The sequence below is a fragment of the Frigoribacterium sp. PhB116 genome (assembly GCF_004364285.1).
Taxonomy (GTDB): domain Bacteria; phylum Actinomycetota; class Actinomycetes; order Actinomycetales; family Microbacteriaceae; genus Frigoribacterium.
Genome location: NZ_SOBE01000001.1, coordinates 1,283,274 through 1,307,356, shown reverse-complemented (window position 1 = coordinate 1,307,356; position 24,083 = coordinate 1,283,274). Strand labels below are relative to the sequence as shown.

The window sequence follows — 24,083 nt, the reverse complement described above, 5'->3', positions numbered from 1 at the left end:
GCGAGCCCGAGGGGGCGGCGTCGACCGGGGAGGTGTCGGCCGAGAGAGGTGCCGGCCGGGGGAGGTGGCGTCCGGGGGACAGGCTGCCGAGTGCCCCTCCAGCCCCGCGGCGTAGACCGGTGCTCGACATCGATCGGCCCGCCCCGCGGGCCCGGAGGAGGAGAGCCCCATGGCCACCACCGATCTGACCGGACGACGCGTGCTCGCGATCGTCACCAACTACGGCGTCGAGCAGGACGAGCTCGTCGTCCCCGCCCGTGCCCTGCGCGAGGCCGGCGCGACCGTCGTCGTCGCCGCGCAGTCGACCGAGCCGATCCAGACGCTCGTCGGCGACAAGGACCCGGGCGAGACCGTCCGCCCCGACACCACCCTCGACGAGGCCGACGCGGCCGACTTCGACCTGCTGCTCGTGCCCGGCGGCACCATCAACGCCGACACGATCCGCCAGGACGACGGCGCGGTCTCGCTGCTCAAGGCCTTCGCCTCGGCAGGCAAGCCCGTCGCCGCCATCTGCCACGGCCCCTGGCTGCTGGTGGAGGCGGACCTCCTGAAGGGCAAGGAGCTCACCTCCTTCGCTTCTCTCGAGACGGACGTGCGGAACGCCGGAGGCGCCTGGGTCGACCGCTCGGTCGTCACCGACGTCGAGGGCGGCTTCACCCTGGTCACCTCGCGCGACCCCGACGACCTCGACGACTTCGTCGGCGCCGTCCAGGACGCGCTCGTGACCGCAGGCGGCGGACAGGGCTGACGCCTCCCGGGCGGACGGTTCGCTTCGCCCGGCGCGCCCGGCGCGGCGCCCCCGACCCGGTGCCGGGACCGACGATTCGTCGCGGTCCCGGCACCGGGTCTTTAATCGGGAGAGGCGCCGTGTCAGGACGGCCCGGTCGACGAGGAGCAGGTCATGGCAGCGGCAGCAGCACGGGCGGCAGCAGCGGGGGAGGCGTCGTGAGGTGGCGGAGCACGCGCGGCAGCGCCGGCCCCGCGAGCCCGGACCCGGCGCCGGTCGACCCCGAGGCCCTGGAGCGCGCGGTGGTCGAGGGCCTGTTGATCTCGCGTGCCGCCGCGATCGTGTCCGTCGCCAACCGCATCGTCGTGCGGGCGCTGCGCGACGACGACGTCTTCGACCACGACGAGACCGCCGCCTCCGTCCGTCGAACGCTGCACCGCCTCGCCGAGGAGCAGCGGTACCAGAACCGCCGCATCGGGGAGGCGCGCCAGAAGGCGCTCCGCTCCAAGGGCCGCTCCCGGCACCAGCACGACTACCGCAAGGGCGACGACGAGACCCTCTGGTTCCGCGAGAAGACGTACACGGCCGTCGCCGACCGGCTGGACGCCCTGCGCGACGACGCCGAGTACGTGGACGACATCGTCCAGACGGCGGTCGCCCGTGCCTGGGGGGACGTCGGCGCGGCCGTCGTGACCCGGGTGCGCGCCGCCTCCGTCGTGGTCGACGCCGCCTACGGCGAGGCCCGGGCCGAGCGGCTCGCCGGCCTGGACGACGACCTCGCCGAGCTGCGGGCGCAGGCGGCGTCCCGGCCTGCTCAGACGCCCGGGGCCGATCCCTCGTCCTCGTCCTCCTCCTGACGGGCCCGTCGTCGTCCTCTCCGTCTTCCCGACGAGAACGGGCCCGCCCCGAGCGGGGGCTTGCCCGGGACCCCCGGGCGCGAGCATCATCGACTCACCTCACCAGTCATGCCCGGGCGACCACGCCGCCCCGGCTCCCCTCGAACACGCCCGTCGTCCGGGTCGGAGTACCCGCATGCGCCGCCTCCCCCTCCCTCTCGTCCGGGCCTGGGTCCGCGCGCGGTACCGCGTCGTCGACGAGCTGCTCTCGACGCCGTGCCCCGACGACCACCCGAGCGGCCACGCCCCCGGAACCGACCCCGACCGGGTCCTCGTGCTGGGCAACGGTCCTGCCGTCGGCTGGGGCGTCCGCAGCCACGACCTCGCCCTGCCGGGCACGCTGGCCCGCGCCCTGTCGGCGCTGACCGGCCGCGGCGCCGACGTCGACGCGCTGGCCGACGCCGACGTGTCCGTCGCGACAGCCGCCTCCTTCGTCCGGGGGCGCGACCTCGGCCGCTACGACGCCGTCGTCGTCGTGCTGGGCATGAGCGACGCGCTGCGGCTCGTCCCGCGATCGCGCTGGGCAGCCGGGATCGCGGCCCTGCTCGACGCCCTCGAGGAGGAGGTCGACGCGTCGTGCGAGATCGTCGTGACGGGGATCCAGCCGCCGAGCTCGGTGCCGAAGTTCGCCCTGCGCTGCGGCGGCGTGGTGGACGCCCACGCCGACGAGCTCAACCGCGTGACCGCAGAGCTCTGCGCGACCCGGGCCCGGGTGTCGATGGTGTACCCGCCCGGCCCCGTCGCCGCGCCCGAGGGCCTCGGGGAGCCGGCCCGCACCTCCGTCCCCTACCCGGCTTGGGCTGCAGCCCTCGCCGCCGTGGTCGCGCCGCTGGTCGACGCCGCGCTCGCCGCGGGCAGCACGGCGCGGACCGCCCGCGAGGCGCCCCAGACCGACGAGACGCGCATCGCCGCCGTCCGTGCGCTCGGGCTGCTCGACACCCCCGCCGAGAAGCGGTTCGACGACATCGTCGAGCGGGCCCGGGTGCTGCTCGGCGCCCAGGGGGCCGCGTTCTCGCTCATCGACGACGGGCGCCACTGGAACAAGTCGGTCGCCGGGTCGTCACAGGTGGAGGTGCCCATCGCGTCGTCATTCTGCTCGCGGACCGTGCGGACCGGCACCGCGATGGTCGTGCCCGACGCCTGGCGCGACGACCGCTTCGTCTCGCACCCGAGCGTGCGGTTCTACGCGGGGCACCCGGTCGAGAGCCCGGACGGCGTGCGGATCGGCGCCCTCTGCGTCGTCGACGCCGAGCCGCGGAGCGCCGAGAGCGTCGACCTCGTGCTGCTGCGCGAGCTCGCCCTGCAGGTGCAGCGCGAGCTGCGGGTCGTGCCGGTCGGCGGCTAGGACCACTGCTCCCGCACGAACGGCGCGCGGGGCGTGCCCTCGAGGGCCCGCCGTGCCCGCGAGACCCGCACGAGGTCGTCGGGGGAGTCGATCTCGTGCAGACGGCAGGGCCCGACCCTGCGCGACCAGTCCGCCGCGAAGGCCTCCGCGTCGGCGCGACGCCGACCGATCTGGGTCGGCACGGGCACGTGCCGGACGCGGCGCGAGAGCGCCCGGTGCAGCAGCAGGGCGACCGTGAGCAGGGGGCGTCGCCAGGCGTCCGAGATCTCGCCGCGCTCCGCCTCGAGCAGGAAGCGCGGGTTCCCCACCGGGCCGAACAGCTCGGCCATCGCCGTCGCCACGGTCTTCTGGTCGTCCGGTGAGCCGCCCGAGACCGCGACCTCGAACGACGCCGTCGTCCCGAGCGGACCCGGACGGGCGACGACGGACAGGTCGCCCTCGCCGTAGGCCGGCACGCGGCCGGCCCTGTGCAGGCCGTCCACGACGACGCGAGCGACGCGGCGGTGGGCCTCCGCCGTCGAGAAGAGCTGGCGGCTCGCGAGCACGAGCTGGCGCCAGACGGGCCGCACGGCCCAGACGACGATGACGGCGGCGACCACGCTGGCCGCGATCCCCGGGCCGGTGCCGAGGCGCCAGCCCTGGCTCAGCACGTTCGCCGAGCCGAGCAGGCCGGCGACGGCGAGCAGGGCCACGGCGATCAGCGCCAGCTCGAAGGTCGGTCCGCTGCGGAACGGGACGCGTCCGGGGGAGTCGACCACCGCGACCGTCGACTCGCGGTCCGCGTACGGCTCGCCGACGCGCCACGCCCGTCGGGTCGCCTCGCGGGACGGCATGACGGCCTCCACGGAGCCGTTCAGGTCGGCGACCGTCCTCGGCGGGCGCACCTTGCCGACGATCTGTCCGAGGAGGGCACGGTGCTCGTCGGTCAGCGCGATCTCGAGGCCCCTCACCACCTCCGTGTCGTCCGACCGGAGCAGGCCCCAGAGGCGGCTGTGCTTCCGCACGAGCCGGCTCACGTCGGGCGCCGCGTCGAGCGTGGTCGTCGCGGGCAGCACGGCCGTCACCGTCCAGTTGTGGGCGACCTTCTCGGGCCACGCCGGGTCCAGCCGCAGGGTGCGACCACGCAGCTGCTGCGTCGCGGACGACGTCGCGACCGCGGTCAGGTCGATCAGCGTGTTGACCGCCGGGCAGTCCCAGCCCTCCCCGAGCAGGCCGCGGGTGCCGACGACGAGCCGCACCGTGCCGTCGGTGAGCAGGCGGGAGACGGCGGCCACCACGGCCGCCGAGCCGTGCCCGGCGGTGTCGAGCTGCCGCACCTCCGGCGCGCCGGGAGTCCGGTCGGGCACGACCTCGACCGGCAGCGGGTCGCCGTCGGCGCGGCCGAGCGCCACGGTCAGGGCCGGCAGGACGACGTCGAGGTCCCGTGCGGCCACCCGGAGGTGCCGGGCCGTCACGAGGACCGGCCGGAGCCGCGAGGTGGTCGGGTCGGCCACCACGGCGTCGAAGGTCCGCAGCGCGCCGGCCGGCGACCCGTCGGAGCCGTGCTTGTTGCCGTGCACGGCGTGGTCGGTCACGACCACGGCCTTCACGAGCGGGCCGGTCGGTTGGTCGAGCTCGAGGCGCAGGACGTCGCCCACGGCGGCGTCCTTGGCCGCGGACGAGGCGAGCAGGGTGTCGATCGGGTCGCGGGCCCGGCGCACGCCCCGATCGGTGAGCGTGTAGCCGAGGTCGACGAGCACGCGCTTCAGGCGCCGCCACTCGTCACCGCGACTCGGGTCGGGCAGCAGCCGGTCGAGGCCCCAACGGGCGAGGAGGCGGACGCTCTGCTCGGTGTCCGGGGCCCGCCGGGCGGCCTCGTGGAGGAGCGGCACGAGCGGGTGCGTCGGCTGCAGGTCGAAGAGCATGCGGGCTGCCGACTCCGCGACGGGGAAGTCGGCGGCGAAGGCCGCGGCGACCCGCTGTTCGTCGGTCGCGGGGCGGGCGCCGTCACCGGCGACGGCGTCGTCGCGGTCGCGGTCGCCCCGCAGCTGCTGCTTGAGCCACGCGGTGCCGTCGGGGGTGGCGAGCGACTCGCGGACGAGCCCGACGAGCTGCTCCTCGTGCCCGCGCAGGAACTGCAGCTCGGCCTCCGTCGGCTCGACGAACCAGACGTGGTCGCGGTACGGCGCGAGGTTCCCCTCCTTCACCACGGCCGGCGTGGGCACCTCGTAGTCGACCTCACCGAGCAGCGACGTGTAGAGGTCGTACGAGTCCTGGTCGTCCGACGACGGCAGCGTCGCTGTCAGTCCGATCAGCAGGGGCGTCCCGCCGGCCTGTCGGATGCGGCTCGCCAGGTAGGCGACGACCAGCGCCCAGTGGTCGAGGAGGTGGTGGCACTCGTCGAGCACGACGGTCTCGACGCCGTGCGACACGAGTCGGTCGACGAGCTCGCGGGCGTTCGGGTGCAGGGCCCCGGCGAGCAGGTCAGGGTCCTCCCGGGCCAGCTGACGGCGCATCGCCCGCGAGCGGCGGGCGACCCCGGCGCGGTGCTCGTCCGGGTTCGAGGACCGCAGGTCGTCTATCCACCGGGCCGCCGCCTTCTCGTCGCGACCCCCGGCGACGAGCTCGCGCGTCCACGCCTCGACGGCGAGTTCGGTCAGCGGGGAGCCCGTCTCGAGCACGCTGAGCATCTGGTACGTCAGGGCGGTGACGTCGCCGAGGGCACGCGGGTCGTCGGAGACCTGGCCGTCGGCGCCCGCCAGGGCGTCCGCCGAGCGGACCCACTGCGCTCGGATCGTCGCGGTCGGCGCCAGGACGAGCGTCCGGGTGCCGCGTCGAGCGGCGAGCAGGAGACCGAGCAGGGTCTTGCCCGAGCCGGGCGGGGCCACGACGTGAAGGGGCTCGCCCGGGACGACGGGCACCCGGTCGAGCACGTCGGCCTGGTAGCGGCGCAGCTCGCCGGCGAACCGCCAGGAGCTCAGCGGGCCGGGGGTCGCCCCCGCGGCGGGTCGTTCGTGCGCGGCGCCCCGGTCGCGCGCTGCGTGCTCGTCGGTCGTCATGTGGCCCTCCCCCCAGGACGCCGCGAGTCTACCGAGGGCCGCGGGCCCGGTCACGGGCCTGGGCTCGCGACCCGTGTCGAGCGTTCAGGAGGCGGCGTCGCGTCGGCCTCGTCCGGCGGCGTCGCCGCGCGTCCGGCGACACGGTCTCCTGACTCCTCGACGCGGTCGGGCTGCGGTCGGGCTGTGGTCGCCGGTCGCCCAGCCCGTCCCGACATGTCTCATGCGATGCTGGCGGTCCGACCCGTCTGCGCGGGGAGGTCGGCCGGCACGTGCACGTCAACGTGCACGGACACGAGGACGGACACGGACACGCACGACGAGGACGGGAGGCGACGGGTGGCACGAGGGGACAGCGACACGACGCGGCAGGCGACGGTGCTGGTCGTGGACGACGACCCGAACGTGCTGCTCGGGGTCCGGGTGGCCCTCGAGACGGACGGGCACCGCGTCGTGTCCGCGGCGGACGGGCGGTCGGCGCTGCTCGCCGTCGCCGCGCACGACCCCGACGCCGTCGTGCTCGACCTGGCCATGCCGTTCCTCGACGGGGCGGCGGTCTGCCGCACCCTGCGAGCGGCGGGCGACGGCGTGCCCGTCCTGGTGCTCACGGCCCACCACCGGCCCGCCGAGCGCGTCGCCGGTCTCGACGCCGGCGCCGACGACTACCTCGGCAAGCCGTTCGACGTCGACGAGCTGCGCGCCCGGGTCCGGGCCCTGCTGCGGCGGGCTCCCGGCGGCTGGGGCGGTCCGCCGGACCAGGCCGGAGCAGCAGCCGCGGCCGGCACGGGGACGAGAGCCGGTGCCTGGCCCCGGTGGCGCGGGGTCGTGCTCGACGAGAGGGGGCAGCGGCTCGTCCGGGAGGACGGGACCTGCACCGCGGCAGGCACGCCGGCCACCGTCGAGCTGACCCGGATCGAGGCGGGCCTCGCCGGGCTGCTCTTCCGCGACCCCGGGCGGGTCCGCACCCGCGACGAGCTCGTCGACGTCGTCTGGGCCGACCGGCCGCCGCCCGCGTCGAACGCCCTCGACGTCGCCGTCAGCTCGCTGCGGCGCAAGCTCGCCGAGCTCGTGCGCGAGCCGGCGGACGGTCAGCCGGAGGGCTCCGCCGACGGCCGGCGGGACGGCTCCGCCGACGCCTCGGCCGCCCGACCCGTCGTCCGCGCCGTGCGCGGCCTCGGCTACCGGCTCGAGCCGTGACCGCGCGTCGAGGCTCGCTCCGGCGCCGGGTCGCCGTCCTGGTCGCCGGGTCGGTGGCCGTCGCGGTGGTGCTCGTCGCCGTCCTGACCTGGCTCGTCGTCTCGAGCCAGGTCCGCGCCTCCCTCGACACGGCGCTCGACCGCGAGGCGACACGGGTTCAGCGCCTGGTCCGGGTCGACGCCGACTGGACCGGCGAGGGCAGCGAGCAGTGCCGCTACGCGGCCGAGCCCGCGTGCGTCCGGCTGGTCGAGACCGCCGACGAGGTCGGGAGCGGCACGGGGCCCCTGCAGACGACGGAGGCGGCCCTCGCGGTCGCCCGCGGGGACCAGCTGCGCGCGCGCTGGACGGCCGGGCCGGTGCGGGTAGTGGCCGTCCCGACCCGGCCGGGCGAGGCCGCCCTCGTCGGCGTCCCGACGCGCCAGGCCGACCTGGCCCTCGCCCGGACGGCCGTCGCGCTCACGGCGACGGGCGGCGTCGGCGTCGTCCTCGCGGGCCTCCTCGGGTGGGCTGCCGCGACCGTCGGGCTGCGTCCGGTCCGGCGCCTCGACGAGGCCGTCCGCCGCGTGCGCGACAGCGCCGACCCGCACGACCACGTCGACCTCGCCTCGACCTCGCCCGACGACGAGCTGGGGCGGCTGGCCGTCGCCGTCGACTCCATGCTCGTCGAGCTCGCGGCCGCCGACGACGCCCAGCGTGCCTTCGTGGCCGACGCCTCCCACGAGCTCCGGACGCCGCTCACGACGCTCCGCACGAACGTGCAGCTGCTCACCGCCGACCGGCCGCTCCGACCCGGGACGCGGGCCGCCCTGGGGGCGGCGCTCGGCGAGGAGGTGGCGGCGATGACGCGGACCGTCGACGACCTCGTGGAGCTCGCGGGCGACGACCGGCCGCGCACGGCCGAGCTGGTCGTCGAGGACGTCGTCGCGGCCGCCCGGGCGGCGGTCGCGGCCACGTCCCGGCGCGCTCCCGGCGTGGAGGTGCGGACGGACCTGCCGGGCGCGCCGGTCGGCGTGCGCGTCCCCGCGGGACGGCTGGGGCGCCTCCTCGACGTCGTGCTCGACAACGCCGTCAAGTACGGGGCCGGGGGAGCCGTCGAGGTGCGCGTCGTCAGCGGGACGCCGGGCGACGGCGTCGTCGTCGTCACGGTGACCGACCACGGCGTGGGCATCCCCGCGGACGAGCGGGAGCGGGTGTTCGACCGGTTCCACCGGGCGCCGGCCGCCCGCGGGCTGCCCGGCTCGGGGCTCGGGCTCGCCATCGCGGCCCAGGTCGTCGAGCGGGCCGGCGGCACGATCACGGCCGAGGCGCGCGCCGACGGCGGCGCGGGCACGACGATCCGGCTGGTGCTCCCCGCGGGTTGACCTCGTCGCCGTGCAGGGGGAGCGCGATCCGAGCCCCTGGGCAGTCGCACCTCACGTTCGCCTCACGCAGGCGGCCGACCCTTGCGGCATGTCATCCACCACCTCGAGACGCGCCCGCTCGACCCCGCCGGTCGACCGCCTCCGCGTCGTCGTCGCCGCCGGGGGCACCGGCGGCCACGTGTTCCCCGGCATCGCGGTCGCCGCGGCCCTACAGCGACGGGTGCCGGAGGTGGTCGTCACCTTCGCCGGGACCGCGGACCGGCTGGAGGCGACCCTCGTCCCGGCGGCCGGCTACGAGCTCGACACGACGCCGATGGTCGCGTTCCCCCGGCGGCCGGGCCTCGCGGCGCTGCTGTTCCCCGCACGGTTCGTCCGCTGCGTGCTCGGGGCACGCGGGCAGCTGCGCCGACGAGGCGCCCAGGTCGTCGTCGGGGTCGGCGGCTACCCGAGCGTGCCGGCCGTCGTCGCGGGCTGGACGCTGCGCCTGCCCGTGGTCGTGCACGAGTCGAACGCGACGCCCGGGCTCGCCAACCGCCTGGCGGCACGGCTGTCGGGACGGGTGGCCTGTGCCTTCGACCCGGCGTCCGTCGGGCTCGGCACCGGGGCGGAGGTGCGGCAGGTCGGCATCCCGATCCTCCCGGCCCTGGCGGCGTGCGACCGGGAGTCGCTGCGGGGGCCGACCCGCGCCTCCTGGGGCGTCGAGGACGACGAGCTGCTCGTCGTCGTCTCGGGCGGCAGCCTGGGGGCGGCGTCCCTCGACCGTGCCGCGGTGGAGCTCGCGTGCGCGGCGGTCGCGGCCGGTGCGGCCGGTACGGCAGCCGCCGACGGAGGCCTGGACGGCCGTCGGCTGCGGCTCGTCGTCAAGGCGAGCCCGACCCACGTCGCGAGCCTGCGGGGCGCGCTCGTGCGGGGCGGCGGTGACGAAGTGGCGGAGGTGGTCGAGCACATCGACGACATGGCGGCCGCCTACTCGGCGGCGGACGCGGTCGTCGTCCGCGGCGGGGCGTGCACCGTGGCGGAGATCGAGCACCTCGGCGTCCCCGCCGTCGTCGTGCCCCTGCCGAGCGCGACGGACGACCACCAGACCGCCAACGCGGAGGCGCTCGCCGCGTCCGGTCGCGCCCCCGTCGTCGTCGTGCGCGACGGCGACCTCGACGGCGAGACGCTGGCGGCGGCGCTGACCAGGGTGGTCGCGCTCGCCGGGGTCGTTCAGCCGCAGGACCCCGACCCCGACCCCGACCCCGACTCCGACTCCGACTCCGGCTCCGGCTCCGGCTCCGGCTCGGCCTCGCCGCGCGGTGCCTCGCCGCACGCCGACGCCGCCGACGCGGTCGCCGGGTGGGTCGTCGAGCTCGCGCCTCCCGCCGCCTCCACCGCCTCCTCGGCCGTCTCGGCCGCCTCCTCGATCTCCTCCTCCTCCACCTCCACGAACACCACCGAAGGGACCACTCGATGAACGACACCACCTGGCAGGGCCGCACCGTCCTCGTGACCGGAGCGGAGGGCTTCATCGGCTCGGCGCTCGTCGACGAGCTCGTCGCCCTCGGCGCCCACGTGCGCGCCCTCTGCCACTACAAGCCCTACGGCGCCGCGGGCAACCTCGCCCGGTACGCGTCCGACCACCGCGTCGAGCTGCTCGCGGGCGACGTGCGCGACCCGTTCGTGGTCGACGAGGCCGTGGCCGGGGTCGAGGTGGTGTTCCACCTCGCGGCCCTGATCGGCATCCCGTACTCGTACACGGCGCCCGAGTCGTACGTGCAGACCAACGTCGTCGGGTCGCACGCCGTCGTCGCCGCCTGCCGCCGGCACGGGGCGCGCATGGTGCACACGTCGACCTCCGAGACGTACGGCAGCGCGCTGCGCGTGCCGATGGACGAGACCCACCCCGCGCAGCCGCAGTCGCCGTACGCGGCCTCGAAGATCGCCGCCGACGCGATGGTGCTGTCGTACCACGCGTCGTTCGGCACCGAGGTCGCCGTGTGCCGCCCGTTCAACACCTACGGCCCGCGGCAGAGCGCGCGAGCCGTCATCCCGACGATCCTGCGGCAGCTCGCGGCCGGGGCCGACGAGATCCGGCTCGGGTCGACCACGCCGACCCGCGACTTCACCCACGTCTCGGACACGGTCGCCGGGTTCCTCACGGTCGGTTCCTCGGACGCGGCCCTCGGCCGGGCCGTCAACCTCGGCACCGGCCAGGAGATCAGCATCGGCGCGCTCGCCGAGCTGCTGATCCAGGTCAGCGGACGAGACGCCCGCGTCGTGGTCGACGAGGCGCGGCTCCGGCCCGAGGCGAGCGAGGTGGACCGGCTGCTCTCCGACAACGGGCTCGCACGGAGTCTCGGCTGGGAGCCGCTGACGAGCCTCGAGGACGGGCTCCGCGACACCTGGCGCTGGGTGCTCGGCACCGACGAGCCGGGCTCGACGCGCTACGTCGTCTAGCGGCGTCGAGCCGCGTCGAGCTCTCAGAAGACGCCGTCGCGGACGTGCCCCGTGCCCGGACCTCGGGCCCGCCGTCGACGCCGTCGCCTGAATCGTCGACAGGGGACCCGGGGCGGGGCGGGCCGGGGCCGCGCGGCGCGCGGCAGACTGGCCGCATGGCCGACGCACCCGCACCCCTCGTCACGCCCGACGGCCGCTACCTCGTCGTCCGCGGGCGGCTCTGGCGCCGCACGGACCCGTCGCTGCCCGAGCAGCGTCGGGCCGAGCTGGTGCACGAGCTGATGGAGGCGCGGCGCGCGAAGAAGACCGCGCTGGCCGACGACGACGCCGGGGCCCCCGAGGCCGCCCGGGCCCGGGTCGACGCCGCGAAGACGGCGCTCGGCGAGCGGGGCCCGGTCTGGTGGGACGACGACGCCCCCGACGAGACCCGCCGCATGGCCGAGAACACCCGGTACGCGGGTTGGTTCGCGGAGACGAGCAGCGGCGAGGCCGGCTAGCGCCCTGTGACCGCCGACGCCCCTGGCGCCCTGTTGCCGCCGACGCCCCTGGCGCCCTGCTGCCGCCGACGCCCCTGGCGCCCTGTTGCCCCTAGCGCCCCTGGCGCCCTGTGACCCCTAGCGCCCCTGGCGCTTCTTGAACGGCTTCGGCTGCCCCTTGACCGCCGGGGTGCGCCCCTTGCCCTTCGACGCCTTGGCCTTGCCGCCCGCTGGGGGAGCAGGCGGCGCTGGCGGTGTCGAGGGGCTGGCCAACTCGTCCTCGGCGACGACCACGGCCGCGCGGCCCGCCTTGGTCAGGCGGTAGGGCGAGGCATCGCGGTCGAACAGCTTCTGCCCGAACTCGAGCTCGAGCGCCTCGATCGACGACTCGAGCTTCTGCCGCGAGATCCCGAGCTTGTCGGCCGCGACGGGGAAGTGCAGCACCTCGGCCGCGACGAGGAAGTGCCTCAGGTGGCTCGTCTTCACGTGGTGTCGCCTCTCGCTGGTCGGCCGGGTGCCCGACCGCCCCAGACTAACGGAGCCGCAGGCCGCCCCGCCGAGGCGGGACGACCTGCGGCCGAGGAGGGGATCGGTGCCGGACGAGCCGTCAGGCGACGCTGACCGAGCCGCCTGCGGCGGGGCCGTGCGTGACGCCGAGCCCGTCGAGCGCCTTCTGGAAGATCGTCAGCCCCGACATGCCGGGCAGGTTCGAGATGTTGGCGTCGAGCTTCTCGGCGGCCTTGCGGCCCTCCTCGCCGCTCATCAGCTGACCGAAGACGAACTTCACGTCGTCGAGCTCCATGATCGACGAGCCGACGGGCGCCCAGACCTTCTGCAGCAGGAAGCGGGTCAGCTTCTGCGCCTTCTTGCTCTTGAGCAGGCGCTCACGGGCCTGCGACACGTAGAACGCGACGTGGCGCGACTCCTGGCGGGCGATGCGCACGAGCAGCTCGGCGAGCACCGGGTCCTTCTCGAGGGCGGCCATCCGCTTGTAGGCGGCGACGGCCGAGTACTCGTTGGCGGCGCCCCACGACATGTGCACGGCCACGAAGTCCGAGCCGACGAACTTGCCGAGCAGGCCCTGCTTGACCGGGTCGAGCTTGTCGCGCCAGCCGAGCTTGAGCCGGTTCGCGCGCAGCTGGTCGTAGTCGACCTTCTCGCCGTGCACCTCGAGGATCGCGGCGAGGGCCTCGCCGTGCCAGAACTCCTCGCGGTTCCACATGGTCATGAAGGTCGAGACGTCGCCCTCCTTGTGCGAGGGCGTCGTCAGCAGGTCACGGGTGTAGCAGACCGTGTGGTACTCCACGTCGGCCATGTAGCGCAGGGTGCGGAGGGAGTCCGGGCTGAGCGGGTTCTCCTTGAAGTGGTCCAGGTCGAGGTCGTCCCAGGTGATGCGCTCGCTGGTGGCGGCGAACTTGTCGATGTCGAATGCCATGTGGCGTGAGGAGGCGCGGGTCGTCAGACCCTGTCTCCTTCTCCTTTCGAGGTGGTGCCGACGGCCGGGGCCGTCGATGTTCCGGACGCGGACGAACCGCGGGCACGCGACCAATCTCGGATGCTCCATCTTCTTCGGAGCGCCTCGCGTGCGAGATTGGCGTCGGGGTTGACGGCGGACGGGTTGCCGAGCATCTCCAGCCACGCCAGGTCGGCGTGGCTGTCACCGTACCCGTACGACCCCGTGAGGTCGATTCCCTCTTCGAGGGCCCACTGCGCGAGCCACGCGGCGCGGGCCTCGTCGACGAGCGGCGGCTGGGCGAGGTAGCCCGTGAGGACGCCGTCGCGCTCGTGCATCGTGCTCGCGACGACCTCGTCGAAGAGGTGGGCGATGGGGGTCGCGAGGGTGCCGATGGAGCCCGTGACGAGCACGGTGCGGTGCCCGGCGGCGCGGTGTTCGGCGATGCGCGCGAGCGCCTCGGGCAGGGTGTGCCGGCGGACCGTCTCGGCGTAGCCGGCCGAGCGGACGACGCCCTTCAGCCGCGAGACGGGCATGCCGGCGTAGCGGCGGAGGAACGCCCGGATGAACTCGCCCCGGTCGCGCCCCTCGGCGCGCAGGTAGGCGGGCAGCCCGGTCAGCAGCGACGCGACCTCGGCGGGCCAGGCCGCCTTGCGGAAGCCGTTCGAGCGCACCCAGAGGTACTGCTCGACGATGTTCGAGTCGAGCACGGTGCCCTCGAGGTCGAAGACGGCGACGACGTCGCTGCGCTGCGGCAGGGCCCGGGCGTCGAGCACGGCGCCGGCCGCCGCGGGACGGACCGAGAACGCCCGCGTCATCGCGGTGATCGACGGGAAGTGCACGGTCTGGAAGTAGTCCTCCCAGTCGATGTCCGTCACGTCGAAGCCGATGTCGGCCGGCGCCTCCTCGGGGAGGCCGTCGTGCAGGGCGCGCGTGCGGCGGTCGTCGAAGATGATCTCGGACTGCACGTAGTGCCGGTACAGGTCGGTCAGGCTCTGCAGCGACTCGAGGTCGGCCCGCCGCGTCTGCACGCCGGTGAGGGCCGTGCGGGTGCGGGTCGTCGAGGGCAGGCGGACGAGCACGCGCTCGCGCCAGTCGTTCGCGCGCTGAGCGGTCCGGATCGCGCCCTCCACCTTGCGCACGCCGGGGAAGTCCCAGGTCGGCACGGGGATGTTCGTGTGCTCGTCGCGCGGCAGCGGGTTCGCCGTGAAGAACGTCTTGAGGTTGTCGAACATCCGCAGGATCGGGAACGGGTTGCTGTTGCCCGACGCGACGTGGAAGTACTGCGGCTCGGGCGCCGAGGCCGAGGCCGAGGCCGGGGCAGCGCCGTCGGTCGCAGCGCCCGACGCGACGGCGCCGGCCGCACCGGAGTCGACGGCAGAGGCCGAGGAGGCGCCGGCCGGGTTCGCGGCCACGGCCAGGATCACGTTCACCACGTAGTCGACCGGCACGATGTCGAGGACGCTGTCGGGCACCCCGGGGAACTCGGGCAGCAGGCCGCGGGCGTACGACATGATCAGCGGGTCGGCGACCTTGAAGCCGTCGATCCAGCCCGGGTAGGGGTGGCGCAGGGCGCTCTCCACGATCGCGGGCCGGACGACGGAGAGCCGGTGGCCCTCGGCCGCCCAGATCTGCTCGGCGGCGCGCTCGGCGAAGGCCTTGGTCAGCGTGTAGACGTCGGTCCAGCCGAGGGTCTCGGCGCGGGTGCGCCCGTAGTCGACGAGACGGGCGGCCACCCAGGCGACCCGCGCCTCCTCGGCTGCCGCCGCGACGGCCTGCGGTCCGGTCTTGCCGTGGCCCGCCCGGCCCTCGGCCAGGAACCCGCGGAGCGTCTCGGGCTGGCGCGACGCCGCCTCGACGCGGGCGCGGGCGTCGCGGGCGGCCGCGTGCTCGGCGCGCCAGTCGACGTCGTGGCGGAGCGCCGCCTCGGGGAAGACGCCCTTGCGGATGCCCCCGACGTAGGCCGTCGAGACGTGGACGACGTGCGGGTTGCCGCCCGCCGCGACCAGCGCCTCGTAGAGACCGACGGCGCCGCCCACGTTCGTGTCGAACGCCTGGTCGATCGGCGGGTCGAACGACACGGTCGACGCGCTGTGGATGACGACGTCGAGGTCGCCCGGCAGGGCGGGCAGCGAGCCGAGGGAGCTCTCGACGACCCGCAGCCGCTCGGTCAGCGCGCGCTCGACCTCGTCCGCCCCGACGCGCTCGCGCCACGACGCGAACACGGGCTTCTTGAGGAGGTGCCGCAGACGGGCCAGGGCCGACGTGCCGGCCTTGGGGCGGATGAGCAGCGTGACCGTCGTGTCGGGGTGCGACGACAGCAGCCGCTCGAGGATCGCCTGGCCGACGAAGCCGGTGCCGCCGGTCAGGAGCACGTGCGCCGAGCCGAGGCTGGTCACGGTCGAGCCGGGGACGGAGGAGGGGGCAGGGACGGTCATGCGGTGAGCTTTCGGGTCACGGCGGCGCCCACGGAGGCGTCGAGTCCGGGCAGGGAGGCGACGCGGTCGCCGACGGCGTCCGCCCGCAGGTGGCCGGCGGCGCCGCCCCACACCGCGGCGTCGAAGAAGGTGCGCTCGGCGTCCGAGCGCTCGACGGCGCCCAGCGGCCAGACGGCCGTCGACAAGGAGGCGCGGGTCTGCTTCACGGCACGGGCCGAGTCCTCGAGGCGCCAGCGTGCCTCGACGTCGAAGAACTCCTCGTGCCGCGCCTTGACGGTGCGGAGGCGCTCGACGACAGCCGTCAGCGCGGGGCTGTCGGCGCGCTCGACGAGGACGTCGTACGCGTGCCGCATCACCCACTCGTCGACGAGGCCGGTGGTCATGTGCACGGCCACGATGGGCACGCCGCGTCCGATCGCCTCGATCGCGCGGGTGATCGGGCCGCGCCGCTCGACGGCCTCGGCGGGGCTGTGTCGGCGGGGCCCCTCCTCGACGTCCTTGAGGCGCGGCTCGCCGTTCGCCTCGAGCACGGCGTCGACGGCGTCGGCAATCCAGTACTTCTCGAACGCCCAGGTGACGAGGAACGCGGTGACCCGGGCGTCCTTGTGCGTGGCCGTGACGAGCAGGTTGCGGAGGTGCTCCATCGTCGCGCTCTCGAGGCGGCCGAGGTGGCGCAGGAGGCGGAGCTCGTCCGGGCTGAGCGGCGCGGCGTCGAAGGGGGCCAGGTCGAGCTCGGCGCGGAGCGTGCCCTGGGCGGTCAGGGTGAACTCGCGGATGTCGAAGGTGCTCGAGTCGTAGGGGTCGCGATCGGTCGTCATGGCTGTGTTCCTCCGGGGGACCTCATCGCGGTGGTGAACGGGACACGATGCACGCAGTTTCCCGACAAGACCGTATCGTAAGCGGCATGGCAACAGCGCTCGTCACCGGGGGCACGTCCGGCATCGGAGCCGAATTCGCCCGCCAACTCGCCGCCCGCGGCTGGGACATCGTCCTGGTCGCGCGCGACCCCGCCCGACTCGACCTGACCGCCCTCGAGCTGAGGGCCCTCGGACGCGACGTCGAGGTGCTCTCCGCCGACCTCGGCGACCGTGCCGACGTCGACCGGGTGGCCGCCCGGCTCGCCGAGGTCGACCGTCCGGTCGACCTGCTCGTCAACAACGCCGGCTTCGGCGTGCACGAGCCGCTGACGAGCACCGACACGGCCGTGCACGACCGGGCGTTCGAGGTGATGGTGCGGAGCGTGCTGGTGCTCTCGGCGTCCGCGGGGCGCGCGATGCGCCTCCGTGGCTCCGGCCACATCGTCAACGTCGGCAGCGTCGCGGGCTACATGGCGATGGGCAGCTACTCGTCGATCAAGGCGTGGGTCAACTCGTTCAGCGAGGGCCTCGCGGTCGAGCTGAAGGGCAGCGGCGTGGGCGTCACGGTGCTGCAGCCGGGGTGGGTGCGCACGGAGTTCCATCAGCGCGCCGGGATCCGGTCGTCGTCCATACCCAACTCGATGTGGCTCAGCGCCGAACGACTGGTGTCCGCGTGCCTGCGCGACGTCGAGAGAGGCAAGGTGGTGTCCATGCCCACGCTTCGGTACAAGGTGCTGATCGGCTTGGTCAAGCACGCTCCGGGCAGCGCCGTGCGCGCCGTGTCCGGCGCGATCTCGTCGAGCCGCCGTGCGCCCGCGGACGCCGTCGCCGGCGGTGCTGCCGGCACGGACGCTCCGGTGGAGCGGTGACGGTGGCCCGCGACGAGCGACCCGACGAGACCGAGCAGGCCGCCGAGGCGGAGCCCGCCTCGTCTGCTGCGTCGTCGTCTGCTTCTGCGTCGTCGTCGTCGTCCGCCGCCGCCGCCGACGCTCGCGCGGCTCGCCCGCGCCGCGACGCCGTCGCCCGCGCCGCCGTCGACGTCAAGGACCGCTTCAGCTCGCGCGGCCACGCGATGGCCCGCTACGTCGCCCAGCGCGTCGTCCTCAAGCCCACGATCTGGTCGATCACGAGCGTCACCGTCATCGACCGAGACCGGCTCAAGGGCGTCGAAGGCGGCTTCATCGTGGTCGCCAACCACTCGAGCCACCTCGACGCGCCGCTCATCCTCGGCGCCCTGCCGCGTCGCCTGGCCCGCTACCTCGCCACCGGCGCCGCCGCGGACTACTTCTTCGACGTGCCGTGGCGCCGCAAGCTGACCGAGCTGTTCTTCAACGCGTTCCCCGTGCAGCGCGGGTCGTCGACCGCGACCCCGGCGGGCACGCCCGGGTCGCCGACGCCCCAGGCGCCGGGGGCCGTGGCCGCCGCAGCCGCCGCCGCGGCCGCGCACCCCTCGACGGGCGCGACGGCGATCCCGTCCGCGGCGCGCCGCAAGGCCGCCGCCAAGGTCGCCGCCCGGCGTCGGGCCGGCCAGCCGACCGTCAGCGCCCGCTCGCTGCTCGAGCGCGGCTACCCGGTGCTGGTGTTCCCGGAGGGCACGCGGTCCAAGGACGGCACCGTCGCCTCCTTCAAGCCCGGTGCCGCGGCGCTCGCCGCCGCCTGCGACGTGCCGATCATCCCGCTCGCGCTGATCGGGGCGCACATCGCGCACCCGCGCGGCTCGAGCTGGCCGCGACCCGGCCGGCTGCCCGTCGGCGTCGCGTTCGGCGACCCGATGCGTCCCGAGCCCGGCGAGACGCCCCTCGACTTCTCCGCTCGGCTCCGCGCCGAGATCCTGCGTCTCAAGGACGCGAACACCGCCCGCATCCTGGGCCCCGAACACCCCTCTGAAGGAGCACGACCGTGACCGACGTCCAGAACAAGCCCCAGACCACGGCCGCCGACCACGGCGTCGCCCACATGAAGTGGTGGGGCTGGGGCGTCGAGGGCGTCGCGTTCCACCACGAGGACAAGCCCGGGTTCGCCCCCTTCGTGAAGAAGATCGTCGGCGTCGAGCTGACCCAGGGCCAGCACGACACGGGCCTCGACTTCGCCCAGCTGACCGTCCCCGCCTCGCGCGCCTCGGCCGAGGTGCTCGACTCGCTCGTGCAGATCGTCGGGCCCGAGCACGTCGACCAGGGCGACCACGACCGCGTCGTGCACACCTACGGCAAGAGCATCCGCGACCTGATCCGCATCCGAGCGGGCATCCTCGAGCGTGTGCCCGACCTGGTGGTCTACCCCGCCGACGAGGCCGAGGTGCAGCAGATCGTCGACCTCGCCGTCGCGAGCGACGTCGTGCTGATCCCCTTCGGCGGCGGCAGCAACATCGTCGGCAGCCTCGAGCCGATGCCGACCGAGGAGCGCACCGTGGTCTCGCTCGACATGGGCCGCCTCTCGAAGGTGCTGGACATCGACGAGGACGGCGGCCTCGCCCGCATCCAGGCCGGCGGCCAGGGCCCCGACCTCGAGGAGCAGCTGAACGCGCGCGGCTGGACCCTCGGCCACTTCCCGGACAGCTTCACCCACTCGACCATGGGGGGCTGGGTCGCGACCCGCTCCTCCGGCATGCAGAGCGACAAGTACGGCGACATCGCGGACATCACCAAGGGGCTGCGCGTCGTGCGTCCCGGGGGAGTCCTCGCGATCCGCGCCGTGCCGAGCGCCTCCACCGGGCCCTCGCTGCGCGAGATGATCATCGGCTCGGAGGGGCGCCTCGGCGTCATCACGGAGGTCACGGCCCAGGTGCACCGCCTGCCCGAGAAGCGCGAGATCCTCGCCTACCTGTTCCCGTCGTGGCACGACGGCCTGGCCGCCATGCAGGCCATCGCCGAGAGCGACGCGCGGCCGTCGGTGACCCGCGTCTCGGACGCGCACGAGACGGCGTTCTCGTTCGCGACCTCGAAGGCGAGCACGGGCATCTCGAAGGTCGTCAACGACGCGCTGCCGAAGGTGCTCAAGGCCAAGGGCTGGGACGTCGACGCGATGTGCCTGTCGTTCATCGGCTACGAGGGCAGTCCCGAGCACGTCGCCCAGACCCAGAAGGCGGTCGCCAAGATCGTCAAGGCGAACAAGGGCATGGGCGTGGGCAAGGGCCCGGGCAAGCTCTACGACCAGAAGAAGTTCGACACGCCCTACCTGCGCGACTTCTTCATGGACCACGGAGGCGCGGCCGACGTCTCCGAGACCGCCGCGCCCTGGTCGAAGCTGCGCGCCGTGTCGTCGCGCGTCTACGCCGCCGCCAACCAGGCCTTCGACCAGATCGGCGTGCAGGGCTGGATCATGGGGCACCTGTCGCACTCGTACCACTCGGGCGCCTGCCTCTACTTCACGTTCGCCTTCGAGCACGGCGAGCAGGCCGAGGCGGAGTACGACGTCGTGAAGCACGCCATCCAGCAGGCGTTCATCGACACCGGCGCGACCGTGTCGCACCACCACGGCGTCGGCCTGGAACACCAGCCCTGGCTGGCCCAGGACGTCTCGGCCGAGGGCGTCGCCGTCATGCAGGGGCTGTTCGACTCGGCCGACCCGGGGCGCGTGTTCAACCCGGGCAAGGTCACCGGCGCGTAGACCCGCCGCTCGACCTCGGCGCCCCGTCGCACCTCGTGTGCGGCGGGGCGCCGCGCTGTCGCGCCGCGCCGCGTCGCGCGGCTGCGCCGTGCGTCGCGCACTCGCGTGGCGCCGCTGCGCCGTGCCTCGCGCACTCGTGTCGAGGACTCAGGCGCGGGCGTCGTCAGGGACGCCGCGTCCTCGGCGGGCCGGGCCGCGCCTCCTCCGTCTCCTGATCCGTCGACGCGTCGACTGCCCGCTGAGCTGCCGCGTGGACGGACTGCCCGGTCCCACGTGTCGTGGGTCCGCCGCTGGGCGTCATCTGGGGCGACGGCGCAGGTCCGCTGCCTACACTGAGGTCTGTTCGTACGTACCGACCCACCTCACGGAAGAGACGCGCATGACCGGCATCCACGACGACATCACCTCCGCCTTCGGCGACACGCCCCTCGTGCGCCTCAACCGCCTGGCGGTGCCCGGAGGTGCCGAGGTCGTCGTGAAGCTCGAGTTCTACAACCCGGGCGCGAGCGTCAAGGACCGCCTCGGCGTCGCCATCGTCGACGCGGCCGAGGCGTCGGGTCAGCTGGAGCCCGGCGGCACGATCGTCGAGGGGTCGAGCGGCAACACCGGGATCGCCCTCGCCCTCGTGGGCGCCGCCCGTGGCTACCGCGTCGTGATCACGATGCCCGAGACGATGAGCGTCGAGCGCCGCACCCTGATCAAGGCCTACGGCGCCGAGGTCGTCCTGACCCCGGGCAGCGAGGGCATGCGCGGCGCCGTCGAGCGCGCGAAGCAGATCGTCGACGAGACCGAGGGCGCCGTCTGGGCCCAGCAGTTCGAGACGCTGGCGAACGCCGAGATCCACCGCCGCACGACGGCGCGCGAGATCATCCGGGACACCGAGGGCGCCGTCGACTTCTTCGTCGCGGGCGTCGGCACCGGCGGCACGATCACGGGCGTCGGCCAGGTGCTGCACGAGGAGGTGCCGGGCGTGAAGGTCGTCGCCGTCGAGCCCGCCGACTCGCCGCTGCTCAGCGAGGGCAAGGCCGGACCGCACAAGATCCAGGGCATCGGCGCGAACTTCGTGCCGGAGGTGCTCGACCGGACACAGATCGACGAGGTCTTCCCCGTGCAGCTGGACGACGCCCTGCGCGTCGCACGCGACCTCGGGACGAAGGAGGGCATCCTCTCCGGGATCTCGTCGGGAGCCATCGTGCACGCCGCCCTCGAGATCGCCGCCCGCCCCGAGAACGCCGGCAAGCGCATCGTCGCGATCGTCTGCGACACGGGCGAGCGCTATCTCTCGACGGTGCTGTTCCAGGACCTCGCGGACGCCTAGCGTGCGGCTGGTCGCGCGGCTCCGCGAGGACCTCGCCACCGTCCGGCGACGCGATCCTGCGGCCCGCGGACGGCTCGAGACGGCACTCGTCTACTCGGGGCTGCACGCGGTCTGGGCGCACCGCCTGACCAGCAGGCTGTGGCGTGCGGGAGGCGTGCCGCGCCTCCTCGGCTCGCGGTTCGTCGCCCGGGTGCTGTCGCAGGTCGCGCGGACGGCGACCGGCGTCGAGATCCACCCCGGCGCCGTGCTCGGGCGCAGGCTCTTCATCGACCACGGGATGGGGACCGTCGTCGGCGAGACGGCGGTCGTCGGCGACGACTGCACGTTGTTCCACGGGGTGACCCTCGGGGGCAAGGGCGGCCGTGGCGTCGCCGGGCGTCGGCACCCGACGCTCGAGCGCGGCGTCACGATCGGCGCGGGCGCGGCCGTGCTCGGCGGGGTCGTCGTCGGGGCCGACAGCGTCGTCGGCGCGGGCGCGGTCGTCACGCACGACGTGCCGCCCGGGTCGGTCGCGGTCGGCGTGCCCGCCGTCGCGCGGCCGCGACGCGGCTAGCGCGCTCCCGCTCCCGCTGCTGCTTCCGCTGCATCCGTAGCCCGCCGCTGCCATCGCTCGTGCGTCTCCCTGTTCGCGCGTCGACGAATCAGGTGTCGGCGTCGACGCTGGACTCGGCGCCGGGCTGGGCGGCGCAGGTCGTCGTCGTCGCCTGAGTCCTCGACGCCGTCGACACAACGAACGACGGCCCCGCCGCGCCGCGCGGGCGGCCGACTACGCCAGCGGGCGACGCGACTTCGGCATGCCCGCGACCACGCGGTCGTACGAGTTGCCCACGAGGTCCTCGACCATGGTCGCGGGCAGGTCGCCCGACAGGTCGAGCGTGATCCAGTGCCGCTTGTTCAGGTGCCACCCCGGAGTGATCTCGGGGTGCTCGGCGCGTAGCTGCTCGGCGTGCTCCGGCACCGCCTTGAGCGAGACGGACGGCGTCTCGGCGTCGACGGGCACCAGGGCGAAGATCTTGCCGCGCACCTTGTACACGGCGATCTCGAGCCCGAACGGGAACGTCAGCTCGGCAGAGGGCTGCTCGGCGCAGATCGCCTGCACCTGCTCGGTCGTCGTCGCCATCGGCCCAGGATGCCACGCTCCGCAGGTCGTGACGAGGAGGCGTCGGCCAGGTCTCGACACCCTCGCCGCCGACCGCACGGCCGGGTGGTCGCGACGCCGCGCGACCGCCTACCGTCGTCGACATGATCAGGGAACTCCTCCTCGTCCGCCACGGCGAGAGCACCGCGAACGTCGCCGCCACGGCCGCCGAGGCAGCCGGCTCCGAGACGATCGACGTCGACGAGCGCGACGCCGACGTCCCCCTCAGCGAGAAGGGGATCGAACAGGCGCGCGCGCTCGCCTCATGGCTCGACGGCCTCGACCTGGGTGCGGTCGCAGTGGGCGACGGAGGCAGCGGCACCGCCTTCTGGTGCTCGCCCTACCTGCGTGCCCGACAGACCATCGGGACGGCGGTGGAGGAGGCCGGTCTCGAGCCCACGATCCGCGTGGACGAGCGACTCCGCGACCGCGAGCTCGGGGTGCTCGACCTGCTGACCCGTCGCGGGGTCGAGGCACGGCACCCCGAGGAGGCGGCACGCCGTCACCGGCTCGGCAAGTTCTACCATCGTCCGCCCGGCGGCGAGTCCTGGGCCGACGTGGCCCTCCGCGTCCGTTCGCTGCTCCGGGACCTCGACGACCTGGCCGACGAGACCGACACCCAGCGCGTCGTGCTCACCGCGCACGACGCCGTCATCATGCTCGTCGTCTACGTCTGCACCGGGCTGAGCGAGGACGGCCTGCTCGAGTTCGCCCGCGGCAACACCGTCACGAACGCCTCCGTGACCACCCTGCGCCGCGAGGCGGGGGCCTCCTGGTGGACCCTCGACCGCTTCGCGGACGTCGACCACCTGGCCGAGGAGGACGCACCCGTGACCGTCCACGAAGGAGACCGCGATGTCCGACCGCACTGAGCACGTCATCACCCCCGAGCTGCTGCGCGCCTGGCCCCTCCCGACCGCCGGGGACGGCAAGTACTCGCGCGGGCAGGTCGTCGTCGTGGGCGGAGCAGCGCGCACGCCCGGTGCAGCGATGCTCGGCGCGCTCGCAGCGCTGCGCGTCGGCGCGGGTCGTCTCACGCTCGCCGTCGCCGGCTCGGTCGCCCCGCACATCGCGGTGGCCCTGCCGGAGGCGGGCGTCGTTCCCCTGGGCGAGACCCCGGAGGGGCATGTGGTCGGCTCGTCGCTGGGGGCGGCGGCCGACGACCTCCAGGGCGCCGACGCCGTGCTCGCCGGGTCGGGGCTCGACGACGCCGACGAGGCCGAGGCCCTGGTGCGCCTCCTGCCTGACCTCGTGGGGGACGAGACGGTGGTCGTCCTCGACGCGTTCGCCCTCGGGGTGCTGCCGCGCTGCGGCGGTGCGGTCGACCGGCTGCGCGGCCGACTCGTCATGACCCCGAACACGAGCGAGGCTGGCCGGTTGCTCGACCGAGACGTGGACGACCTGCCGAGCGACCTGCTCGAGATCGCAGCCCGGTGGGAGGCGGTGGTCGCCTGCCAGAGCCTGGTCGCGTCCCCGGACGGGCGACTCCGGCGCTCGGGCGCCGGCCACGTCGGCCTCGGCACCTCGGGCAGCGGAGACGTCCTCGCAGGGGCCGTGGCCGGGCTCGCCGCCCGCGGGGCCACGCCGGCACAGGCCGCGACGTGGGCGACCCACGCCCACTCGTCGGCGGGCGACCGGCTGGCCGTCGGAGTGGGTCCCCTCGGGTTCCTCGCGAGCGAGCTGCTCACGGAGCTGCCGCGCGTGCTCGTCGAGGTCGGCTCCTAGGCCGAGGAACGCGCGTCAGGCCACGTCAGGTCGCGTGACGTCGTTACCGGCGCTACGTCGCGTGGCGGCTGG

Annotated in this window: 21 protein-coding genes; 15 read left to right on the top strand and 6 right to left on the bottom strand. The window is 74.7% G+C overall.

What is annotated here, in order from left to right; translation table 11 throughout:
- The first annotated feature begins 169 nt into the window (after positions 1-169).
- From EDF20_RS05935 to EDF20_RS05925, 3 genes are all read left to right on the top strand, one after another.
- Complete coding sequence (locus tag EDF20_RS05935; RefSeq protein WP_133737975.1) at positions 170-748, top strand: type 1 glutamine amidotransferase domain-containing protein; 579 nt, start codon at positions 170-172, stop codon at positions 746-748.
- Between the two features lie 197 nt (positions 749-945).
- Positions 946-1,584 carry a hypothetical protein gene (locus EDF20_RS05930; RefSeq protein WP_133737974.1) on the top strand — a complete coding sequence of 213 codons (639 nt, stop codon included), beginning with the start codon at positions 946-948 and terminating at the stop codon, positions 1,582-1,584.
- Between the two features lie 175 nt (positions 1,585-1,759).
- On the top strand, positions 1,760-2,968 hold the full coding sequence (locus EDF20_RS05925; RefSeq protein ID WP_133737973.1) for a GAF domain-containing protein: 1,209 nt from the start codon (positions 1,760-1,762) through the stop codon (positions 2,966-2,968).
- On the opposite strand, the gene EDF20_RS05920 is transcribed toward EDF20_RS05925, so the two are convergent.
- The gene (locus EDF20_RS05920; protein ID WP_133737972.1) at positions 2,965-6,006 is read right to left on the bottom strand and encodes a DEAD/DEAH box helicase family protein; all 3,042 of its coding nucleotides are present in this window, start codon (positions 6,004-6,006) and stop codon (positions 2,965-2,967) included. The genes EDF20_RS05925 and EDF20_RS05920 overlap by 4 nt on opposite strands.
- Before the next feature lie 336 nt (positions 6,007-6,342).
- On the opposite strand from EDF20_RS05920, the gene EDF20_RS05915 reads away from it, so the two are divergent.
- From EDF20_RS05915 to EDF20_RS05895, 5 genes are all read left to right on the top strand, one after another.
- Positions 6,343-7,200, top strand: coding sequence for a response regulator transcription factor (locus EDF20_RS05915; protein WP_166644757.1), 858 nt, complete (start codon positions 6,343-6,345; stop codon positions 7,198-7,200).
- Positions 7,197-8,561, top strand: coding sequence for a HAMP domain-containing sensor histidine kinase (locus EDF20_RS05910; protein ID WP_133737970.1), 1,365 nt, complete (start codon positions 7,197-7,199; stop codon positions 8,559-8,561). The genes EDF20_RS05915 and EDF20_RS05910 overlap by 4 nt, the downstream gene beginning before the upstream one ends.
- Positions 8,562-8,649: 88 nt before the next feature.
- Positions 8,650-10,017, top strand: a complete 1,368-nt coding sequence (locus EDF20_RS05905; RefSeq protein ID WP_133737969.1) for a glycosyltransferase — start codon at positions 8,650-8,652, stop codon at positions 10,015-10,017.
- Positions 10,014-11,000, top strand: a complete 987-nt coding sequence (locus EDF20_RS05900; RefSeq protein WP_133737968.1) for an SDR family NAD(P)-dependent oxidoreductase — start codon at positions 10,014-10,016, stop codon at positions 10,998-11,000. Before EDF20_RS05905 ends, EDF20_RS05900 begins: the two co-directional genes overlap by 4 nt.
- A gap of 155 nt (positions 11,001-11,155) precedes the next feature.
- The gene (locus EDF20_RS05895) at positions 11,156-11,497 is read left to right on the top strand and encodes a hypothetical protein (RefSeq protein WP_133737967.1); all 342 of its coding nucleotides are present in this window, start codon (positions 11,156-11,158) and stop codon (positions 11,495-11,497) included.
- A gap of 117 nt (positions 11,498-11,614) precedes the next feature.
- Here the strand turns inward: EDF20_RS05895 and EDF20_RS05890 are convergent, their stop codons facing one another.
- The 4 genes from EDF20_RS05890 to EDF20_RS05875 form a co-directional block, all read right to left on the bottom strand.
- Positions 11,615-11,962, bottom strand: coding sequence for a LysR family transcriptional regulator (locus EDF20_RS05890; protein ID WP_133737966.1), 348 nt, complete (start codon positions 11,960-11,962; stop codon positions 11,615-11,617).
- Between the two features lie 121 nt (positions 11,963-12,083).
- Positions 12,084-12,911, bottom strand: coding sequence for a ferritin-like domain-containing protein (locus EDF20_RS05885; RefSeq protein ID WP_123546824.1), 828 nt, complete (start codon positions 12,909-12,911; stop codon positions 12,084-12,086).
- Between the two features lie 23 nt (positions 12,912-12,934).
- Entirely contained in the window at positions 12,935-15,367 is a 2,433-nt protein-coding gene (locus tag EDF20_RS05880) for an SDR family oxidoreductase (protein ID WP_133737965.1), read from the bottom strand.
- A complete protein-coding gene (locus EDF20_RS05875; RefSeq protein ID WP_123546822.1) occupies positions 15,364-16,185 on the bottom strand; it encodes a hypothetical protein in 822 nt (273 codons plus the stop codon). The genes EDF20_RS05880 and EDF20_RS05875 overlap by 4 nt, the downstream gene beginning before the upstream one ends.
- Positions 16,186-16,271: 86 nt before the next feature.
- Between EDF20_RS05875 and EDF20_RS05870 the strand changes: the two genes are divergently transcribed.
- From EDF20_RS05870 to epsC, 5 genes are all read left to right on the top strand, one after another.
- Positions 16,272-17,093: an SDR family NAD(P)-dependent oxidoreductase gene (locus EDF20_RS05870; protein WP_133737964.1), complete on the top strand. Its 822-nt coding sequence runs from the start codon at positions 16,272-16,274 to the stop codon at positions 17,091-17,093.
- On the top strand, positions 17,090-18,127 hold the full coding sequence (locus EDF20_RS05865) for a lysophospholipid acyltransferase family protein (RefSeq protein ID WP_133737963.1): 1,038 nt from the start codon (positions 17,090-17,092) through the stop codon (positions 18,125-18,127). The genes EDF20_RS05870 and EDF20_RS05865 overlap by 4 nt, the downstream gene beginning before the upstream one ends.
- Positions 18,124-19,830, top strand: coding sequence for an FAD-binding oxidoreductase (locus EDF20_RS05860; RefSeq protein WP_347876485.1), 1,707 nt, complete (start codon positions 18,124-18,126; stop codon positions 19,828-19,830). The genes EDF20_RS05865 and EDF20_RS05860 overlap by 4 nt, the downstream gene beginning before the upstream one ends.
- A gap of 379 nt (positions 19,831-20,209) precedes the next feature.
- Complete coding sequence (cysK, locus tag EDF20_RS05855) at positions 20,210-21,148, top strand: cysteine synthase A (protein ID WP_133737962.1); 939 nt, start codon at positions 20,210-20,212, stop codon at positions 21,146-21,148.
- Between the two features lies 1 nt (position 21,149).
- Entirely contained in the window at positions 21,150-21,701 is a 552-nt protein-coding gene (gene epsC / locus EDF20_RS16035; RefSeq protein ID WP_133737961.1) for a serine O-acetyltransferase EpsC, read from the top strand.
- A gap of 213 nt (positions 21,702-21,914) precedes the next feature.
- On the opposite strand, the gene EDF20_RS05845 is transcribed toward epsC, so the two are convergent.
- A complete protein-coding gene (locus EDF20_RS05845) occupies positions 21,915-22,268 on the bottom strand; it encodes an MmcQ/YjbR family DNA-binding protein (RefSeq protein WP_123546817.1) in 354 nt (117 codons plus the stop codon).
- Between the two features lie 122 nt (positions 22,269-22,390).
- Here EDF20_RS05845 and EDF20_RS05840 point away from each other — a divergent pair, with 122 nt between their 5' ends.
- Both EDF20_RS05840 and EDF20_RS05835 read left to right on the top strand, forming a co-directional pair.
- Positions 22,391-23,158: a histidine phosphatase family protein gene (locus EDF20_RS05840; RefSeq protein ID WP_133737960.1), complete on the top strand. Its 768-nt coding sequence runs from the start codon at positions 22,391-22,393 to the stop codon at positions 23,156-23,158.
- Positions 23,142-24,011: an NAD(P)H-hydrate dehydratase gene (locus EDF20_RS05835; RefSeq protein ID WP_133737959.1), complete on the top strand. Its 870-nt coding sequence runs from the start codon at positions 23,142-23,144 to the stop codon at positions 24,009-24,011. Before EDF20_RS05840 ends, EDF20_RS05835 begins: the two co-directional genes overlap by 17 nt.
- Positions 24,012-24,083: the final 72 nt, after the last annotated feature.